Annotated in this window: 12 protein-coding genes; 8 read left to right on the forward strand and 4 right to left on the reverse strand. The window is 45.9% G+C overall.

Annotation, left to right across the window (positions count from 1 at the left end; genetic code table 11):
* Window positions 1-9 precede the first annotated feature (9 nt).
* Complete coding sequence (locus ACTHQF_RS02835) at window positions 10-2,679, forward strand: M14 family metallopeptidase (RefSeq protein WP_440428334.1); 2,670 nt, start codon at window positions 10-12, stop codon at window positions 2,677-2,679.
* Window positions 2,680-2,852: 173 nt separating this feature from the next.
* The gene (locus tag ACTHQF_RS02840) at window positions 2,853-3,152 is read left to right on the forward strand and encodes a hypothetical protein (protein WP_440428335.1); all 300 of its coding nucleotides are present in this window, start codon (window positions 2,853-2,855) and stop codon (window positions 3,150-3,152) included.
* Here ACTHQF_RS02840 and ACTHQF_RS02845 read toward each other — a convergent pair.
* Complete coding sequence (locus ACTHQF_RS02845; RefSeq protein WP_440428336.1) at window positions 3,133-3,579, reverse strand: hypothetical protein; 447 nt, start codon at window positions 3,577-3,579, stop codon at window positions 3,133-3,135. The genes ACTHQF_RS02840 and ACTHQF_RS02845 overlap by 20 nt on opposite strands.
* A 112-nt stretch (window positions 3,580-3,691) precedes the next feature.
* Between ACTHQF_RS02845 and ACTHQF_RS02850 the strand changes: the two genes are divergently transcribed.
* On the forward strand, window positions 3,692-5,743 hold the full coding sequence (locus tag ACTHQF_RS02850; protein WP_440428337.1) for an ATP-binding protein: 2,052 nt from the start codon (window positions 3,692-3,694) through the stop codon (window positions 5,741-5,743).
* A gap of 54 nt (window positions 5,744-5,797) precedes the next feature.
* A complete protein-coding gene (locus ACTHQF_RS02855; protein WP_440428338.1) occupies window positions 5,798-6,982 on the forward strand; it encodes a serine hydrolase domain-containing protein in 1,185 nt (394 codons plus the stop codon).
* A gap of 95 nt (window positions 6,983-7,077) precedes the next feature.
* Here ACTHQF_RS02855 and ACTHQF_RS02860 read toward each other — a convergent pair whose 3' ends face one another.
* Window positions 7,078-8,361: an erythromycin esterase family protein gene (locus ACTHQF_RS02860; RefSeq protein ID WP_440428339.1), complete on the reverse strand. Its 1,284-nt coding sequence runs from the start codon at window positions 8,359-8,361 to the stop codon at window positions 7,078-7,080.
* Window positions 8,362-8,625: 264 nt separating this feature from the next.
* Here ACTHQF_RS02860 and pgi point away from each other — a divergent pair, with 264 nt between their 5' ends.
* The 4 genes from pgi (at window position 8,626) to ACTHQF_RS02880 (ending at window position 14,495) form a co-directional block, all read left to right on the forward strand.
* Window positions 8,626-10,275, forward strand: coding sequence for a glucose-6-phosphate isomerase (gene pgi / locus ACTHQF_RS02865; protein WP_440428340.1), 1,650 nt, complete (start codon window positions 8,626-8,628; stop codon window positions 10,273-10,275).
* A 100-nt stretch (window positions 10,276-10,375) separates the two neighbouring features.
* Entirely contained in the window at window positions 10,376-11,689 is a 1,314-nt protein-coding gene (locus ACTHQF_RS02870) for a M16 family metallopeptidase (protein WP_440428341.1), read from the forward strand.
* 75 nt (window positions 11,690-11,764) lie between these two features.
* Window positions 11,765-13,837, forward strand: coding sequence for an insulinase family protein (locus ACTHQF_RS02875; protein WP_440428342.1), 2,073 nt, complete (start codon window positions 11,765-11,767; stop codon window positions 13,835-13,837).
* A 109-nt stretch (window positions 13,838-13,946) separates the two neighbouring features.
* Window positions 13,947-14,495 carry a DUF4251 domain-containing protein gene (locus tag ACTHQF_RS02880; protein ID WP_440428343.1) on the forward strand — a complete coding sequence of 183 codons (549 nt, stop codon included), beginning with the start codon at window positions 13,947-13,949 and terminating at the stop codon, window positions 14,493-14,495.
* 106 nt (window positions 14,496-14,601) lie between these two features.
* Here the strand turns inward: ACTHQF_RS02880 and ACTHQF_RS02885 are convergent, their stop codons facing one another.
* Window positions 14,602-15,618 carry a glutaminyl-peptide cyclotransferase gene (locus ACTHQF_RS02885; RefSeq protein ID WP_440428344.1) on the reverse strand — a complete coding sequence of 339 codons (1,017 nt, stop codon included), beginning with the start codon at window positions 15,616-15,618 and terminating at the stop codon, window positions 14,602-14,604.
* Window positions 15,619-15,679: 61 nt separating this feature from the next.
* Window positions 15,680-16,042, reverse strand: a complete 363-nt coding sequence (locus ACTHQF_RS02890) for a YraN family protein (protein ID WP_440428345.1) — start codon at window positions 16,040-16,042, stop codon at window positions 15,680-15,682.
* Window positions 16,043-16,142: the final 100 nt, after the last annotated feature.

Here is a 16,142-nt window from a genome sequence, read left to right on the forward strand (position 1 = left end):
CGCATAACCATGAAACGAATTCTAAAAACCATCCAACTGGCGCTGCTGCTTATCATACTTGTATCCTTCAACAGTTGGGCGCAGAACAGTTACTTCTTTCCTAAAGCCACCAGCTTGAACCCCAAAATTCCTACGCCGGAGCAGTTTTTAGGCTATCCCATCGGAAGCTATTACACCAGGTACGACCAGGTTATTGCCTACTTTAAGGAGCTGGCAAAAGTATCTGACCGGGTGCATGTGGAAGGTATTGGCAAAACCTATGAGCAGCGCGAGCAGATCATTGTTACCATCACCTCTCCTGCGAACTACAGCAATCTGGAAAACATCAGAAAGGAACACCTCAATCAAATAGACCCCAGCAAAGCGGTACTTGGGACCAGTGCTCCTGTTATCATTCACCTGGGTTATGGTGTACACGGCAACGAAACTTCCAGCACAGAAGCCAGCTTACTAGCTGGTTACTACCTTGCTGCAAGTGACGATGCAGAGACGCAGAACTGGCTCTCCGCTTCGGTCATCTTCATCGACCCGGCGTTAAATCCTGATGGCAGGGACCGTGCGGCAAACTGGCATAATGCATACCATTCCTTCCCTGCCGTAGGTGACCCATTGGACAAAGAGCACCAGGAAGGGTGGCCAAACGGACGTACCAATCACTACTTTACCGACCTGAACCGCGACTGGCTGAATCTGGTGCAGGTTGAAAGCCGTAATCGCATTGCATTCTTTCACAAGTGGTACCCGAATGTGCAGATCGACTTCCATGAGCAGGGCACCAATGCCACCTACTATTTTGAACCGACACCCAAAAGCCACGAAAGCCCGATCATTCCGCAGTTCCTGTACGAGTTCCAGGTTACCCTGGCCAAGTATCATGCACAGGCGCTTGATGAGATTGGCTCCTTGTACTTTACGAAAGAAAATTATGATAACCTTTCGCCGATTTATGGCTCCACCTACCCGAAATTCTTTGGCTCCGTTGCAGCAACCTTTGAACAAGCCAGTTCACGCGGCATCTTGCAGGAATCTGCAAATGGCCCATTGTCGTTTGCCTTTACCATCCGGAATCACCTGAGCACCAGCTTCTCGACCATAAAGGGTGCGGTTGCTGAAAAAGCAGGTCTTTTTAAGGTGCAGAAAGACTTCTTTAAATACGCACTTGCCCAGGGACAAAAGAATCCCGCCAAAGCCTTCGTGTTCGGCGATTCCAGAGATAAAACACTAACGAACAAATTCCTGACCTTGCTGTTGCAGCATAAGATTGAAGTTTTCGAACTGCCTGCAAACCTGACGCAGGAGGGTAAAACATTTGAAAAGGGCAGCGCCTATGTGGTACCTTCCGCACAGCCAAACTTCCTGCTGGTACATTCCATTTTTGAGGAAAACACACTAAAAGACAGCATCTTTTATGACAACACCGGATGGAGCATCATCCATGCCTATGGCTTAAAGTATGCGAAGTTGAAAGGTTCCTTTTCGAAAGGAGAGCCCGTAAACGCAGTGCCTGCTACAGGGGGCAAAACTGTCGGAACCAAATCAGGCTACGCCTACCTGATCAATTCCACAGACTACAACTACACCAAGGCATTGTATGAGTTGCAACGCAGGGACGTGTTGGTAAAAACTGCTTTTAAAGGCTTCAGTGCAAATACAGCGAAAGGAAAAGCGGATTTTCTGCCCGGGTCACTGGTGATCCCGGTGGTCGGGCAGCGACTTTCAGCCGACTCCCTCTTCGCAGCTGTTAATGAGGTTGCCGGTATTGCCAACATTGACGTTACCGCGGTAAGCTCCGGTTTCAGCGCCGCGGGCATTGACCTGGGCAGCAGCAACATCAGGGCAACCCGCAAGCCCGAAGTGGCAGTTGCTTTCGGGCAAGGTGTAACCGCTTCTGAAGCCGGTCAGGTCTGGTTCCTGCTAAACCAACAACTTGACCTTCCTGTTTCCAAGCTTGACCTGAGCAACTTCGCCCCTGCGCCATTAGGGCGCTACAATGTACTGGTACTTCCTGCCGGAAACTACAGTGTCTGGGACAAAGCTACGATAGACAAGATTAAAGCCTGGGTAGAAGCTGGCGGAACTTTAATCACTTTCCAAACAGCAACCGCATGGGCAGTGGCAAATGACCTAGTGAAGGAAAAGCTTGCACAAACGGATGTGTTTCGACGTCCTGGAGAAGTAACTACCGCTGTACCGGCAAGCAAGGCAGATGATACGAAAGGCGAAGCCGCTAAACAGGCAAAAGCAAACAATTCTAAATCAGCCCTTGCACCAACAAACGAGCGCCTGGATTACGCAAGGCAAGAGGATGTAGAAGGCTCAAAAAGGATCAACGGAGCCATTTTTCAAGCTGACCTGGATATCACACATCCAGTTGCCTTTGGGATCACCGATAGAAAGCTGTTCATCAACAAGAATGGACCAACCCTCCTGCTTCCAAGCAGTAATAAGTACGCTACTGTAGCGCAGTACACCGCAGCACCTTTTATCAATGGCTATTCTTCAAAAGCAAACATTGCCAAGGTCGCCAACTCGGCAGCAATCATCGCAACCGCGAGCGGCATTGGTAAGGTCGTTTTGTTCGCTGATGACCCAACATACCGGGGTTATTGGCTTGGCACGAACCGTTTGTTCTTAAATGCCATTTTCTTTGGAAACCTGTTGAATAGTAGTTACAGATAACAAAAAAAAAATTGCCTAAGAAGCTCGGCATCATTGGGGTGCTGAGCTTCTTTATTAAACAAACAAATTTCTTATTCATAAGTGAATAACTTCAATTGAGTACTGCTTTTGCAGTCATCTATTCACTACTACAGCTTGAAAAACAGTATCTTCAAAATTCAAAACCAAGGACAATGAAAAAGGCCTTCATTTTTGTCGCATCAGCGGCACTTCTGTTCAATTTGGTATCATTAATCCTGTGGCTAAATGCCTTCTGGAGTACCAAAACCCATGAGCAAGCAGTCGCAAGGTTTGAAAATTACCTTCCATGGGTATATTCAACAGGCAGCTTTTACACCTTAAGCATCCTGGCAACGATTTTTTCAATAATCATCTATACCAGATACAAAGCTGCTCAGAATCATACGATCTTTACCTCGCTTACCATCATTCAAGCCTCTTTTCTGCTTTTGTTTACCTGGCAGCTGTTATAGGCCGGAACACAAACTTCACGCTATCAAACCTAAGCTCGCCCGGCTTGAAATATGGAATATTAAAATATTCCCCCTGCTCTCCCTCAGCCATATACAACGCTTGATCCTTCCTTAATAACGCAAAAGCAACCCGCTTCCATTCCAGACCATAATGCAGATAATGAAAGTCGCCTAGCAGGGTATCTCCACGAATAAGGCCTCTGACCTCCCCAGAGTCGGTAAACTTGTCAGCGAAGCTAATTGCACATTTACCTTTGAAAGTTGTCCCTTTGATGTTGAGATCTAACCACGCAGTGTCAACACCAGCAACTGCGATGTAAGATGCAGCGGTGCTTTCAATTCTTTTCAGTTCATTTGGCCTAGTACAACTGTAAAGTAGGCCAAACAGCAGCAGGAATTTAAACTTTAGGCTTGAATCTTCTAACATGTCTCGCCGAATATAGGCAGAATGAAGCATTTTGCGCTCTACAAGCATCATTTTCAGAAATTCTAAACATCTCTACGCTCAAAAGCCTTAATCAACACTAAACACTACAGGTTTGAAGGAGCAAGACAAGAAAAGATTAACTGAGCGCACACTACTGGACATCATTGCTTTATCAGCGGATGCAATGGCCATATATACTGGCGAGGAAATCATTATTGAATTTGCAAATGACGCCATGCTGGCACTCTGGGGAAAGGGCAGAGAAGTCATCGGTCTGCCCCTGTATGAAGCCGTACCAGCATTACAAGGCCGGCCTTTTAAAAAAATGATGCAGCAGGTATTGAAGACTGGCATCAGCGATGCGGGCATAGCAGTCATAGATACCCCGAAAAACGGAATTGTTCAAACGCGCTATTCCGAATATGAATACCGTGCAATTAAAGATGCCGCCGGAAATGCCTATGCAATTCTGCACCGTGCTGCCAACGTTACCGAGCGGGAGCTGCGCAACATCAGGTTACTTGCAAGCGAGGCGGAAATCCAGGCGCTGAACGAAGAACTTACCACGAGCAATGAGGAGCTCAGCACAAGCAACGACGAGCTTGCACAAATCAATAAAGAGCTGCAGACCTCTAACGTTGATATCAGACGGTTAAATAGAGAACTTAAGGAATATACGGCAAACCTGCGCCAGATGTACGACAGCCTGGTTGAAAGCGAAGGCCGATTCCGGGACTTGGTTCAGCAGGCCCCTGTAGCCTCATTCATCGTCACCGGTGAACAGATGATGATCGAAACAGCAAACCATCTGATGCTCACCATGTTAGGGAAAGATAAATCCATCTTAGGCAAACCAATAGTAGAAGCACTGCCGGAACTCAAGGGCCAACCATTTGAAGGACTTTTGAATCAGGTATATAGAACTGGTGAAACCTTCTATGGAAACGAACTTTCGGCGCATCTGGAGCATGATGGACAGCTTGTAAGTGGTTATTATAAATTCATTTATAAGCCATTGAAGAACCCAGACGGTTCAAGCCACAGTATCATCTGTATCGCACTGGACATTACCGAGCAGGTTAGCGCACGCAAAGCTGCTGAGCAGGCTGAAGAACGCCTGCAACTGGCGGTAGACGCTACTGAACTCGGTATATGGACGGTCGACTGGAAAACCGGCAAGCTTACCCTATCCGAAAGATCAAGGTTGATTCACGGTCTTCGTTCCGGCGATGCAATCACACTGAGCGAAAGTTTTGAGATGATCGATCCAAAATACCGCGATTATGTACGCGATCACATCAACCTTGCAGTAACAGAGAAAAGGAGCTTTCGGGTTGAACATCTGCTGCATCCCAGGGAGGGAAGTTCCTCAAGATGGCTGCGTTCTACCGGGAAGGCGACCTATGATGATGCAGGCGAACCCATCCTGATGACTGGCACCATCCTGGACATCACCGAGGAAAAACACAATGATCAGCGTAAGAATGATTTCATTTCCATGGTGAGCCATGAGCTTAAAACCCCGCTTACTTCCATGCACGGCTACCTGCAGGTGTTACAACGTAATGCCACAAGGAATGCGGACGACTCCAGTAAAAGTTTGGCTGGAAAGGCCATCCGGCAGGTAGACCGCATGATGAAATTGATTAACAGCTTTTTGAATGTCTCCCGGCTGGAAAACAACCAGATTCACATTGAGCGTAAATGTTTTGACATGGCCGAACTTATCCGGGAATCTGAGGAAGAGAGTATGGTGCAGGTGAGCAATCATCAGTTTGTTTTCGCAGCCGCTGAACGGATGATGGTTAAGGCGGATCGCGATAAGATAGGCCAGGTCATCAACAACCTGATCAGCAATGCGGTTAAATATTCGCCACAAGGCAGCACGATTCATATTGCCTGCAGAATCCAGGATGGTCACGCCATGGTGAGTGTAAGGGATGAAGGTAAGGGTCTGGCGGAGGCGGACCTTTCCAAGATTTTTGAACGCTATTACCGGGTAAATAATGCCGAAAGTCAGACGATTGCTGGCTTCGGCATCGGCCTGTACTTGTGTTTTGAGATTATTAAACGCCATGACGGCAGGATCTGGGCAGAAAGCAGCCCAGGTTCAGGCTCAACATTTTACTTCACCCTACCGATTGATCCGGAGGCGACATCATAAGGCCCACAAAATCACAAGGTAGATTCGTAAATTAGAAGGAGGTAATCTGTTCTTATGAAAAAGCTTTTCTTCCTGCTGCTCTGCATGTCAAGCATCTCGCTTCACGCCCAAGCACAATCGATAAAACGTATTGACGGCAGCCAAATCACTGCAGACAGCCTGACAGTTCGCATTCAGACCCTGATGAACACAGCAGGTGTAAGCGGTTTAGGCATCGTTGTTTATAATGATAACAAACCTTTATTCATGAAAGCCTTCGGTCTGGCAAATGTACCCGAACAAAAGCCCTTGAAAACCTCGCAGGTGATGTATGCCGCTTCATTCAGCAAGACCGTATTCGCCTATATTGTTGCACAACTGGTGCAGGAAAAGGTAATCGAGTTGGACAAACCACTTGTACAATATCTTTCAAAACCATTAACGGAGTACAACATACCCGGTTGGAAACGCGGTTATCAGGACCTCAAAGCGGACAGTCGTTATGAGCAAATTACCGCAGGCATGTGTTTGACACATACCACAGGCTTCCCGAACTGGCGCTGGTTTGAGCCTGACGGAAAAATTAAAATAAAATTCAATCCAGGCAGCAGGTATAGTTATTCTGGTGAAGGCTTGTATTTATTGCAGTTCGTAATTGAACAGATCACCGGGAAAGATTACGAAAGCATTGCACGTGAACGGGTGTTTATCCCACTCAAAATGGAACAAACCAGCTATGTCTGGCATCCTGAATATGCGAAAAATCTGGTACTGGGACATGATACCACTGGTAAACCCTACGAGTTTATGGAATGGAAAGAGGCGGGCTGCGCAGGTACCATGTGCACCACGCTTGAAGATTATAGCCGCTTCTTTACCGCTTTGATGCAGCATAAGGGGCTTTCTAAAACGACCTTCAAAAACATGATTGCCCCGCAGGTAAGAATCAGATCCCTCAAACAGTTCGGTCCACTTGCGCTTAAGGACAGTACCTTAAACGATAATATTCAACTGAGCTACGGACTTGGTGTGGGCGTATTTAAAACGCCACATGGGCCTGCATTTTTTAAGGAAGGGCATGATGAAGGCTGGGGACACTACAGCATTGCTTATCCTGATAAAGGGATCGGCGTGGTTATCATGACCAACAATGATGCTGGGGAAAGCATTTTCAAACAACTGCTGGAAGAAAGTATTGGGGATATCTATACCCCCTGGGAATGGGAGCATTACATTCCGTATGATCAGGTTCAACAATGACCGGTTGTGACATTTTTTTTTCTTTGCAGTCTAACAAATACGAGGGAAACCGTGGAAATCCCGAACTTCAGATGGTACGGGAAGTTGCTGTAAAATTATTCATATTTCTTCCAGCCAAATGAAGGATCGGTTGCAAATGTTTCTTTGAAAAAGGCAATTCCATCAAACGCTTCGGAGGGAACCGCAACAACCAGGCTGGCTGCATCATCACTTTTGCTGTTTGAAAACAAGGCGCCTACCGCCCGCATCGGCTGCGCTTTATTAAAAAATTCACCCGGGACATTAATGTTCTCCGCAAAAGAAAAATCTAAGTAGAAATTGGGCATAGTGCTGTTATGCAATGCAAATTCAAGGGACCGCCTGTTCGAATCGACACTAAACACCTTAGACTTTCCACTTACCCGGTCTTGCGCTCTGAATGCGCCTTCGGAAAAAATTAGTCCCAAGGAATAATACTTAGAGCCATAGGCTTTATGTAGAAGTGATCCGACATTCTCCCAGCCGCTTAGAATTGACTTCTTCGAGATGTGAAGATTATGCGCCAAAAAAATCACTTTTCCTTGCCTTCCAATATTGTATATCCAATTGATGTTATCAAACATCGCTTTATCCCGGATTGCAGACTGATTTTTGCCCGGTCCCATCAAACGGAATGAAACAACCTGCAAAATTGTCTTTAAGGATTGCTTGAACAAACTGGTGTCTTTGTACAGCGGCAATTGGCTGTTTAAGGCTGCACTTAGCTCCGTCAAACTTGTTTTCTCTTCTTTTGAGATAGACCTGCCAGACCACACACCGAGTATTTTCAACCCTGACATGGATTGCTCAGTTAAAGGCTGCTTCAATGTGTGCTGTCCACGCAGAATTTGTTCTATCACCCCAGGCACTGTCATATCACATCCAAAAATCTGAACTTTATTCTCGCCTGCGGCAGACGAATTGTATGCTCTAAGCCACTCGATCGTTCTTAAAAAATCGGGGTTATTCCACATCCAATATCCCATGCCCTGCAGACATTTCCTTACATCCCCCTGTCCATTAAGAATGTAGTCGTTCATGGCAATTGTGCTCGAAAAATCGCTTTCAGTGATAATGGCTCGATAGCCAAGCTCGAGTACAAGCTTTTTTATCATTGATAACCTGAAATCAACAAAATTTCTGGTGCCATGGGTTGCCTCCCCCAACGCAAATATTCTAGTGCCTGAAATAGCTTTTCCCAGGGCTTCCGTGTCCATGGTATAGCCATGCTGCTGATTGGAGTCTATACGAACAAAGCTCCCATTGATCGCCGATCCGAGCTTCTCTTGACCAAACAAACAAGTAGTGGATAAAAAAGCAACAATAGTTGCAGTGGCAAAAATCAATCTGATCTGCTGCATGGATGAAAATGTAAGCTTTAAAGATAAACTCCTTTTCAGAGCCTCATAGCCATTTAACAAAGTTTAACGTTAATCAGCGTTCATAAGGGCCTAGATACGCCCTTCTGCCGCCCGTTGGGCGAGTCAAGGGCGAGTTGACGCCGTCTCGAGGGCGGTTTGAGGCCGGTTCAACCCTAAAGCAGGTTCCCGTTTAACAGAAAGTTTTTGTAATTGCTTCGTTACCGAGCTAAATATCCGTTATTTTAGCATTAAAAACTATTGCATATGCTTCCAACAATTAACTTCACAGAAACACAAGCTTATAGGTATCTCGCAGATCACTTCATCGACATCAACTCGAAGAACATGAAGCAGCTATTTGCTGAGGATCCGGAACGTTTCCAAAAGTTTACCATCTTGTTTGATGATATCCTATTGGATTATTCTAAAAACCGTATCAATGATACCACAATAGCTTTGTTGGTGCAGCTGGCCAAAGAATGCAAATTGGATGAGGCCATCAAAGCCATGTACAAGGGCGAAGCCATCAACCAGACAGAAAACAGACCTGTGCTGCATATCGCACTGCGGAACCAAAGCAATACGCCAATCCTGGTTGAAGGAAAAGATGTAATGCCAGAGGTGAACCGTGTATTAGACAAGATGAAATCCTTCTCGGAGAAAGTTATCTCCGGCGAATGGAAAGGATATACCGGCAAAGCGATCACCGATGTCGTGAATATTGGGATCGGTGGTTCAGACTTAGGACCGGTAATGGTTACTGAAGCACTAAAAGCCTATAAGAACCACCTGAACATGCACTTTGTGTCGAACATTGACGGTACGCACATGGTGGAAACCTTGAAAGGTGTAGATCCGGAAACGACCTTGTTCCTGGTTGCATCCAAGACCTTCACCACGCAGGAAACGATGACCAATGCGCGTACTGCAAGAGCATGGTTCCTGGAAAAAGGTGCTGCGGAAGAAGATATCGCGAAACACTTCGCCGCTTTATCGACCAACAGCAAGGACGTTGCTGCATTTGGTATCAATACCGATAACATGTTCGAATTCTGGGACTGGGTAGGTGGCCGTTATTCGCTTTGGAGCGCAATCGGCTTGCCAATTGCCTTGAGCCTGGGCTTTGATAAGTTTGAAGAATTGTTAAAAGGTGCACATGCCACCGATCAGCACTTTGAAAGCAGCCCATTTGAGAAGAACATTCCGGTGATCCTGGGTCTGCTTGGCGTGTGGTACATCAACTTCTTCAACGCTGAAACTCAGGCCATTCTGCCTTACGACCAGTACATGCATCGCTTTGCAGCATACTTCCAGCAAGGTGACATGGAAAGTAACGGAAAACACGTGGACCGCAACGGCAAAGAGGTGGATTATGAAACGGGTCCGGTGATCTGGGGTGAACCTGGAACCAATGGTCAGCATGCATTCTATCAGCTGATCCACCAGGGTACAAGATTGATCCCTTGCGATTTCATCGCTCCTGCGCAAAGTTTGAACCCGATTGGCGAACACCACCCGATACTGCTTTCGAACTTTTTCGCACAAACCGAAGCCCTGATGAACGGCAAAACCGGGGAGCAGATCCATGCGGAGCTTAGCGCCGAGGGTAAATCTGCTGAGGAAATCGCTAAACTGGCGCCGTTCAAAGTATTTGAAGGTAACAGGCCAACCAATTCCTTCTTGTTGAAAAAGGTTACGCCTTACAGCCTGGGTGCATTGATCGCCATGTACGAGCACAAGATCTTTGTACAGGGCATTATCTGGAACATCTTCAGCTTTGACCAATGGGGTGTTGAATTGGGTAAACAACTTGCAAAAAGCATCCTTCCGGAGCTGAAGGGTAATGAGCAGGTAAATACGCACGATGCCTCCACAAATGGATTAATTAACCAATACAAAGCCTGGAGATCTTAAATCGTTCCCAGCAATATCCAATATTGAAAACTCAGGATCTTAAGGCACAACAGGTGTTTTAAGATCCTGATTGATCTGAATAAAACGCAAATCCAAATAAATGAAAAAACATTTCCTCGCAACCCTGGTCTTATCGGGCCTTTGCTTGGGCGCTACTGCTCAAAAAGTAAAATTTACCGAGTATGACCTCAATAATGGCCTGCATGTTATCCTGCACCAGGATAAAACAGCACCCGTTGTAGCTGTATCCGTCATGTACCATGTAGGATCTAAAGATGAAGATCCGCAACGTACCGGCTTCGCCCACTTCTTTGAGCACCTGCTTTTTGAAGGAAGTCCCAACCTAAAACGCGGTGAGTTCATGAAAACCGTGAGCAGCAATGGTGGACAAAACAACGCAAACACCAGTCATGACCGCACGTTCTATTACGAAATGTTCCCTTCCAATCAGCTGGAACTGGGCTTATGGCTGGAAAGTGAGCGCATGCTGCACCCTAAAATTGATGAGAATGGTGTTAGAACGCAGAACGAGGTTGTGAAAGAGGAAAAAAGGCTGCGTATCGACAACTCGCCTTATGGTAAGTTTGCAGAGAACATCTTCCGCCATCTATTTAAAGGTACGCCATACGAATGGCAGCCGATCGGTTCCATGGAACATTTGGATGCTGCTAAACTGGATGAATTTTTAGCGTTCTTTAAGAAATATTATGCACCGGGTAATGCCGTGTTAACGATTGCAGGTGATATTGATGTAGAGAAAACCAAAACACTGGTAAAAAAATACTTTGATGAGGTACCTAAAGGTGCGCCAGTGGTAAAAACACCTTACAAGCTGCCAGAGATTAACAAACAGATCATTGATACGGCCTATGATGCGAACATTCAGATCCCGGCAATTTTCACGGCCTACCGTGTTCCGGGTATGCGCTCCCGCGATTCCAAAGTGATGGAGATGATCAGTTCGGTACTATCTGGCGGCGGCAGTTCAAGATTAAACCGTAAAATGGTGGATGAGAAGAAAACCGCCTTGCAGGTGAGTGCCTTCAATTACGGCCTGGAAAATCATGGCGCCTATATCGCTTTAGCATTGCCGAACAACAACACGCCTTTGACCGACCTGTTGAATGACATTGACGCAGAGGTATTAAATCTGCAAACGGACCTGATCACGGAGAAGGAGTTTAAAAAGCTGCAAAATCAATTTGAGAACAGCTATGTAAGTGCAAACAGCAGGATGCTTGGGGTGGCGGAAAACCTGGCTTCAGGATATACTTTCCATAACAAAAACACCAATGACATTAACGAGGAACTGGATATCATCAAGTCCATTACCCGCGAAGAGATCAGAACGGTGGCGAAAAAGTATCTGAACAAGGATCAACGTGTAGTTCTATATTATTTACCGAAGAAATAGCGCATCCGCTAACATTAATTTTCCAGGAACATGAAGCCCTCAGGGCTTCGGCACCACAACAATATTTCAAAACACATGAAAAAAATATTCATACTTGCGCTTACCGGGCTTTTTGCACATTCGGTGATGGCGCAAAAGCTAGATAGAAGCCAGAAACCTAAACCTGGTCCGGCGCCTACCATAACCTTCGCAGATCCTGCGATTTATAAATTACCGAACGGCATTACCGTGCTCGTGGTTGAAAACCACAAACTCCCGAAAGTTACGGCAACCTACAGCATTGATGCAGGACCGATTACTGAAGGTGCTAAAGCAGGCGTAATGAGCCTGATGGGCGGCATGTTAAGTGAGGGTACGACCAAGAAAACAAAGGCACAGTTTGATGAGGCTATTGACCTGATGGGGGCTGACGTAAATGTGAGCTCTTCTGGTGGTTCTGCTTCTTCTTTGACCCGCTATTTTAACGACACCTTTATGCTGATGGCAGAAGCTTTGCGCAACCCATCATTCCCACAGGAGTCCTTCGACAAGCTAAAATCACAAACCTTAACCGGTATTAAATCGAATGAGCGCAGTGCAAAGGCCATATCAGGCCGGGTAGTGAATGCACTTAGCTATGGCGTAAATCACCCGATAGGCGAGTTTGTATCCGAGCAGTCGGTAAACTCGATTACCTTGGATGATGTAAAAGCAGCGTACAGCAAATATGTTACGCCTTCAAGAGGCTATCTGACCTTTGTGGGTGATATTACCCCTGCTGCAGCCAGGGCTTTAGCAACAAAAGCCTTTGGCGACTGGAAGGGTGCAAGTTTAACGCTACCTAAGCTGGCTCCGGTTAGCAACCCTAACCAGACAGAGATTAATTTGATCGATGTGCCTACTGCGGTGCAGGCGGAAATTACGGTAACCAACCTGGTTGATTTGCCTTTGAGCTCTCCGGATTACCACGCGGTACTTCTAGCAGATCAGATCCTGGGTGGTGGCGCAGATGCGAAGTTATTCACCAACCTGCGTGAGAAACATGGTTTCACCTATGGTGCTTACTCCTCGACAGGCTCAGGCCGTTTTCAGGCTAAATTCAGCGCCAGTGCTGCGGTAAGAAACGAGAAAGTAGATAGTGCCGTGGTGGAGTTTTTAAGGGAAATTAACATCATGCGTACGGAGAAGGTTAGCGCTGAGGATCTTCAGAATGCGAAGAACCTGTATAATGGCACCTTTGCCCTTGGCTTGGAGAACCCTGCCCGTATGGCTTCTTTCGCGTTGAACATCATGATCAACGATCTGCCTAAGGATTTTTACCGTACTTATCTGAAAAAAATTAACGCTGTGACGCAGGAAGACGTGCTGCGTGTAAGCCAGAAATACTTTGGTCACGATAATGCCCGTATAGTTGTGGTGGGCAAACAGGAAGACATTTTACCTGGATTGAAGAAACTCGGTTACGCCCTGAAGTTGTATGATAAATACGCGAACCCGGTTAACGAGGCTGTCGTTGCCGCAGTGCCGAAGAAAACACCTGCAGAGGTGATTTCGAGCTACATCAATGCCATTGGTGGTGAAGCAGAACTGAAGAAAGTAAATACCATTGTTTCTACCGGTGATTTCGAGGTACAAGGGCAACGGTTAAATGCTTCCTCAAAACAGATGGCTCCAAACCTGGAGAGCACGGTGATTGCAATGGGCGGCACCACGGTGATGAAAGATGTTTTTGATGGTACAACCGGTACTAAGGTGCAAGGTCCTTCAACCATTAGCTATACGCCGGAAGAACTAAAAGAGAAAAAGACAAAAAAAGGTATGTTTGAGCAATTGTACTATACTGCTGCACAACTGGAAGATGGCGGTATCAGCAAAGTTGGTGATGTACCAGCCTACAAGATCAACGTTACCCCAGCCGCTGGTTCAAAGAAAACCGAGTATTATGACGCAAAAACCGGCTTACTAATTAAGGAAGAGCGTGTTGTAAAAGGTGCCGGTAAGGATCTAGCGATTACCATGATTTACAGCGAATATAAAAAGGCAGGCAATGTACTGATGCCTTACAGAGTTGTTCAAATCGTGCCCATGGGCGACGCTACTCAGGAAATGACCATCGTGATTAAAGACGTAAAAATCAATACGCCTCTAACGGCTGCAGATTTTAAATAATCACAGCAACTAGCATTGCAATGCCGGGTCAATTTTATTTGATCCGGCATTTTTTATGGATTAAACCTTTTGATTGCATCCTTGTTTAATAGTTATTAACTACATAATTATGAAACCATTAACGAAATTATTCACCATCATATTTGCGGTTGGCGCACTACATGCCAGCGCACAAACCGACAAGGAGACTACTGCGAAACTTTTGAAGGAGCAGAACTTCGTGTTTAATGCCGTTACCGCCATTCCAATGGCAGACAATGCATTGAACCAGGTGTTAAATCAGTATCCAAATTCGAGGAACAACCTGCTGAACTTATCGGGCTCACAGTACGATGTACGGGTGACAAAAGACAGCGTAGTGGCTTACCTGCCATTCTACGGCCGTTCTTTTACACCTTCTTATGACCCGAAAGATGCTGGTACGAAGTTTAAGTCTAAGGACTTTAAGTACTCTGCAGAGAAAAAGAAGAAAAACTGGGTGGTAACCATTGAACCGAATGATATTAAAGACCGTCAGAAGTTAACTTTTAACATCACGGAGAAAGGTTATGCGAGTTTGTCGGTGCAGAACATCAACAGGCAGCCGATTTCCTTTAACGGAAACATTGAGGAGCCGAAAGAAAAGGCCGCTGAGTCTAAGGATAAGAAGAAAGATTAGCCTTTTCTCAGGTGGGTGCTACAGGGAGGATGGCCCGGGCACCAGATATAATGCCTCTGCAGGGCAGAAAAAGAAACAGCGGCTTGATATGGCCGCTGTTTCTTTTTTATTGACTTTTCGCTTCGGTTAGCTTGATTTCAAAAAGCTTGTCCCATCTTTTTCCTGTGATGAAAAGCCGCTTTCCTTTTGCATCCCATGCAATTCCATTTAAGACATCTGTGTTCAAGAAAGTGTCGCTCTTAGGCAGAATGCCAGTTGCATCGACGTAAGCTTCTACAGCGCCTGTTTTGGGGTCTATAATGGCAATCCTGTTAGACTGGTAGATGTTAGCGTATAACTTTCCATCAATATACTCCAGTTCATTCAGCTGGCTGACCTCGCCCTGGTCGTCGAACACTTCGATTACATGCTCTTCCTGATAGTTTTCTTTGTTCAGGAACCAGATCTTGTTGGTACCATCAGATTTCAACAACTGTTTACCATCAAAGGTAAGCCCCCAACCCTCACGGCTGTTCTGGTAGTTGAAGGAACCCAGTTGTTTAAAGCTTTTTGCGTCGTAAACGAAGCCCATATTGTGCTCCCAGGTTAACAGGATCACTTTACCGTCGATTAAAGTAGAGCCTTCGGCGAAATACTGCTTATCAATATCAATGCGCTGTATAGCTTTACCCGACTTCATATCTACCCAGCGTAAGGTCGATTTTCCATACTCTCCTGTACTTTCGAGGAAGCGCCCGTCGTGGTATTCTAAACCCTGGGTGTAAGAAGTGGTATCATGAGGAAAAGTATTGACTACCTGATAGCCGTGCACAGCTGGCTTAATCGCGGATTTGATCAGGATATTTACCATAAGGGTATCTTTACTGCTGCCATTATCAACGATTGCGGAGATCAGCTTGTAACCTAAAGAAAGTTCCTTTGTAGGAAAACGGAAGGCGCTTGCATCGTTTTTTGTGCCCAATTGCGTACTATCGAGCATATACGTTACAGACTTGATGGTCTGCCCTTCCGGGATGTCCAGTTGCACATCTATATCCTGCCCGGAAACAAAGGCTGCGCCTTGTTCTGGTGCTTTAAAGCCGTAACCTGGCGTGCTGCCGCCACTATCCTGCTTGCAGCTCATACATACAGTTGAAATTAAAAGAGTAACTAGAACAAGTAATGGGGTATTCTTTATGGTAATATTAGCTTGGCCAAAACGCATCTTGTATATGATTAATTTGATAAAGGTCTTTGTTTTCAAATATAATAGCAATTATGTCAAATCGTATCTCCCCCTGGTGATTCAGTCGTTCAATGTACGCTAAGGAGGCAAATTCGAGCTGTTTTTCTTTTTTCCAGTTCACGAAATCTTCGGGTTCTCCATGATCGGCGGAACGGCGGGTTTTCACTTCGACGAAGATGATCTTCTTGTCGATTGCGGCAATCAGATCAAGCTCCGCACGACCATAACGCCAATTCTGCTCTAATATTCTGTATCCATGATGGATCAGGAAGTCTTTGGCAAGTTGTTCGCCATGCCGGCCCAGGTCTAGGTGTACTGCCATTGATCAGAGTTCAGGTTAAATGAGCTGCTTGGTTTCAGCGTTCAGCAATTTAGGAACTTGCCATTGATTTCGAACCTGCCGGCATATATTTCTTGTGATT

It is taken from the genome of Pedobacter sp. SAFR-022 (assembly GCF_051965375.1).
Taxonomy (GTDB): domain Bacteria; phylum Bacteroidota; class Bacteroidia; order Sphingobacteriales; family Sphingobacteriaceae; genus Pedobacter.

Coding starts and splice junctions, on each gene's coding strand:
- ACTHQF_RS02835 (WP_440428334.1), top strand. CDS start 10: ATGAAACGAATTCTAAAAACCATCCAACTGGCGCTGCTGCTTATCATA.
- ACTHQF_RS02840 (WP_440428335.1), top strand. CDS start 2,853: ATGAAAAAGGCCTTCATTTTTGTCGCATCAGCGGCACTTCTGTTCAAT.
- ACTHQF_RS02845 (WP_440428336.1), bottom strand. CDS start 3,579: ATGTTAGAAGATTCAAGCCTAAAGTTTAAATTCCTGCTGCTGTTTGGC.
- ACTHQF_RS02855 (WP_440428338.1), top strand. CDS start 5,798: ATGAAAAAGCTTTTCTTCCTGCTGCTCTGCATGTCAAGCATCTCGCTT.
- ACTHQF_RS02860 (WP_440428339.1), bottom strand. CDS start 8,361: ATGCAGCAGATCAGATTGATTTTTGCCACTGCAACTATTGTTGCTTTT.
- pgi (WP_440428340.1), top strand. CDS start 8,626: ATGCTTCCAACAATTAACTTCACAGAAACACAAGCTTATAGGTATCTC.
- ACTHQF_RS02870 (WP_440428341.1), top strand. CDS start 10,376: ATGAAAAAACATTTCCTCGCAACCCTGGTCTTATCGGGCCTTTGCTTG.
- ACTHQF_RS02875 (WP_440428342.1), top strand. CDS start 11,765: ATGAAAAAAATATTCATACTTGCGCTTACCGGGCTTTTTGCACATTCG.
- ACTHQF_RS02880 (WP_440428343.1), top strand. CDS start 13,947: ATGAAACCATTAACGAAATTATTCACCATCATATTTGCGGTTGGCGCA.
- ACTHQF_RS02885 (WP_440428344.1), bottom strand. CDS start 15,618: ATGAGCTGCAAGCAGGATAGTGGCGGCAGCACGCCAGGTTACGGCTTT.
- ACTHQF_RS02890 (WP_440428345.1), bottom strand. CDS start 16,042: ATGGCAGTACACCTAGACCTGGGCCGGCATGGCGAACAACTTGCCAAA.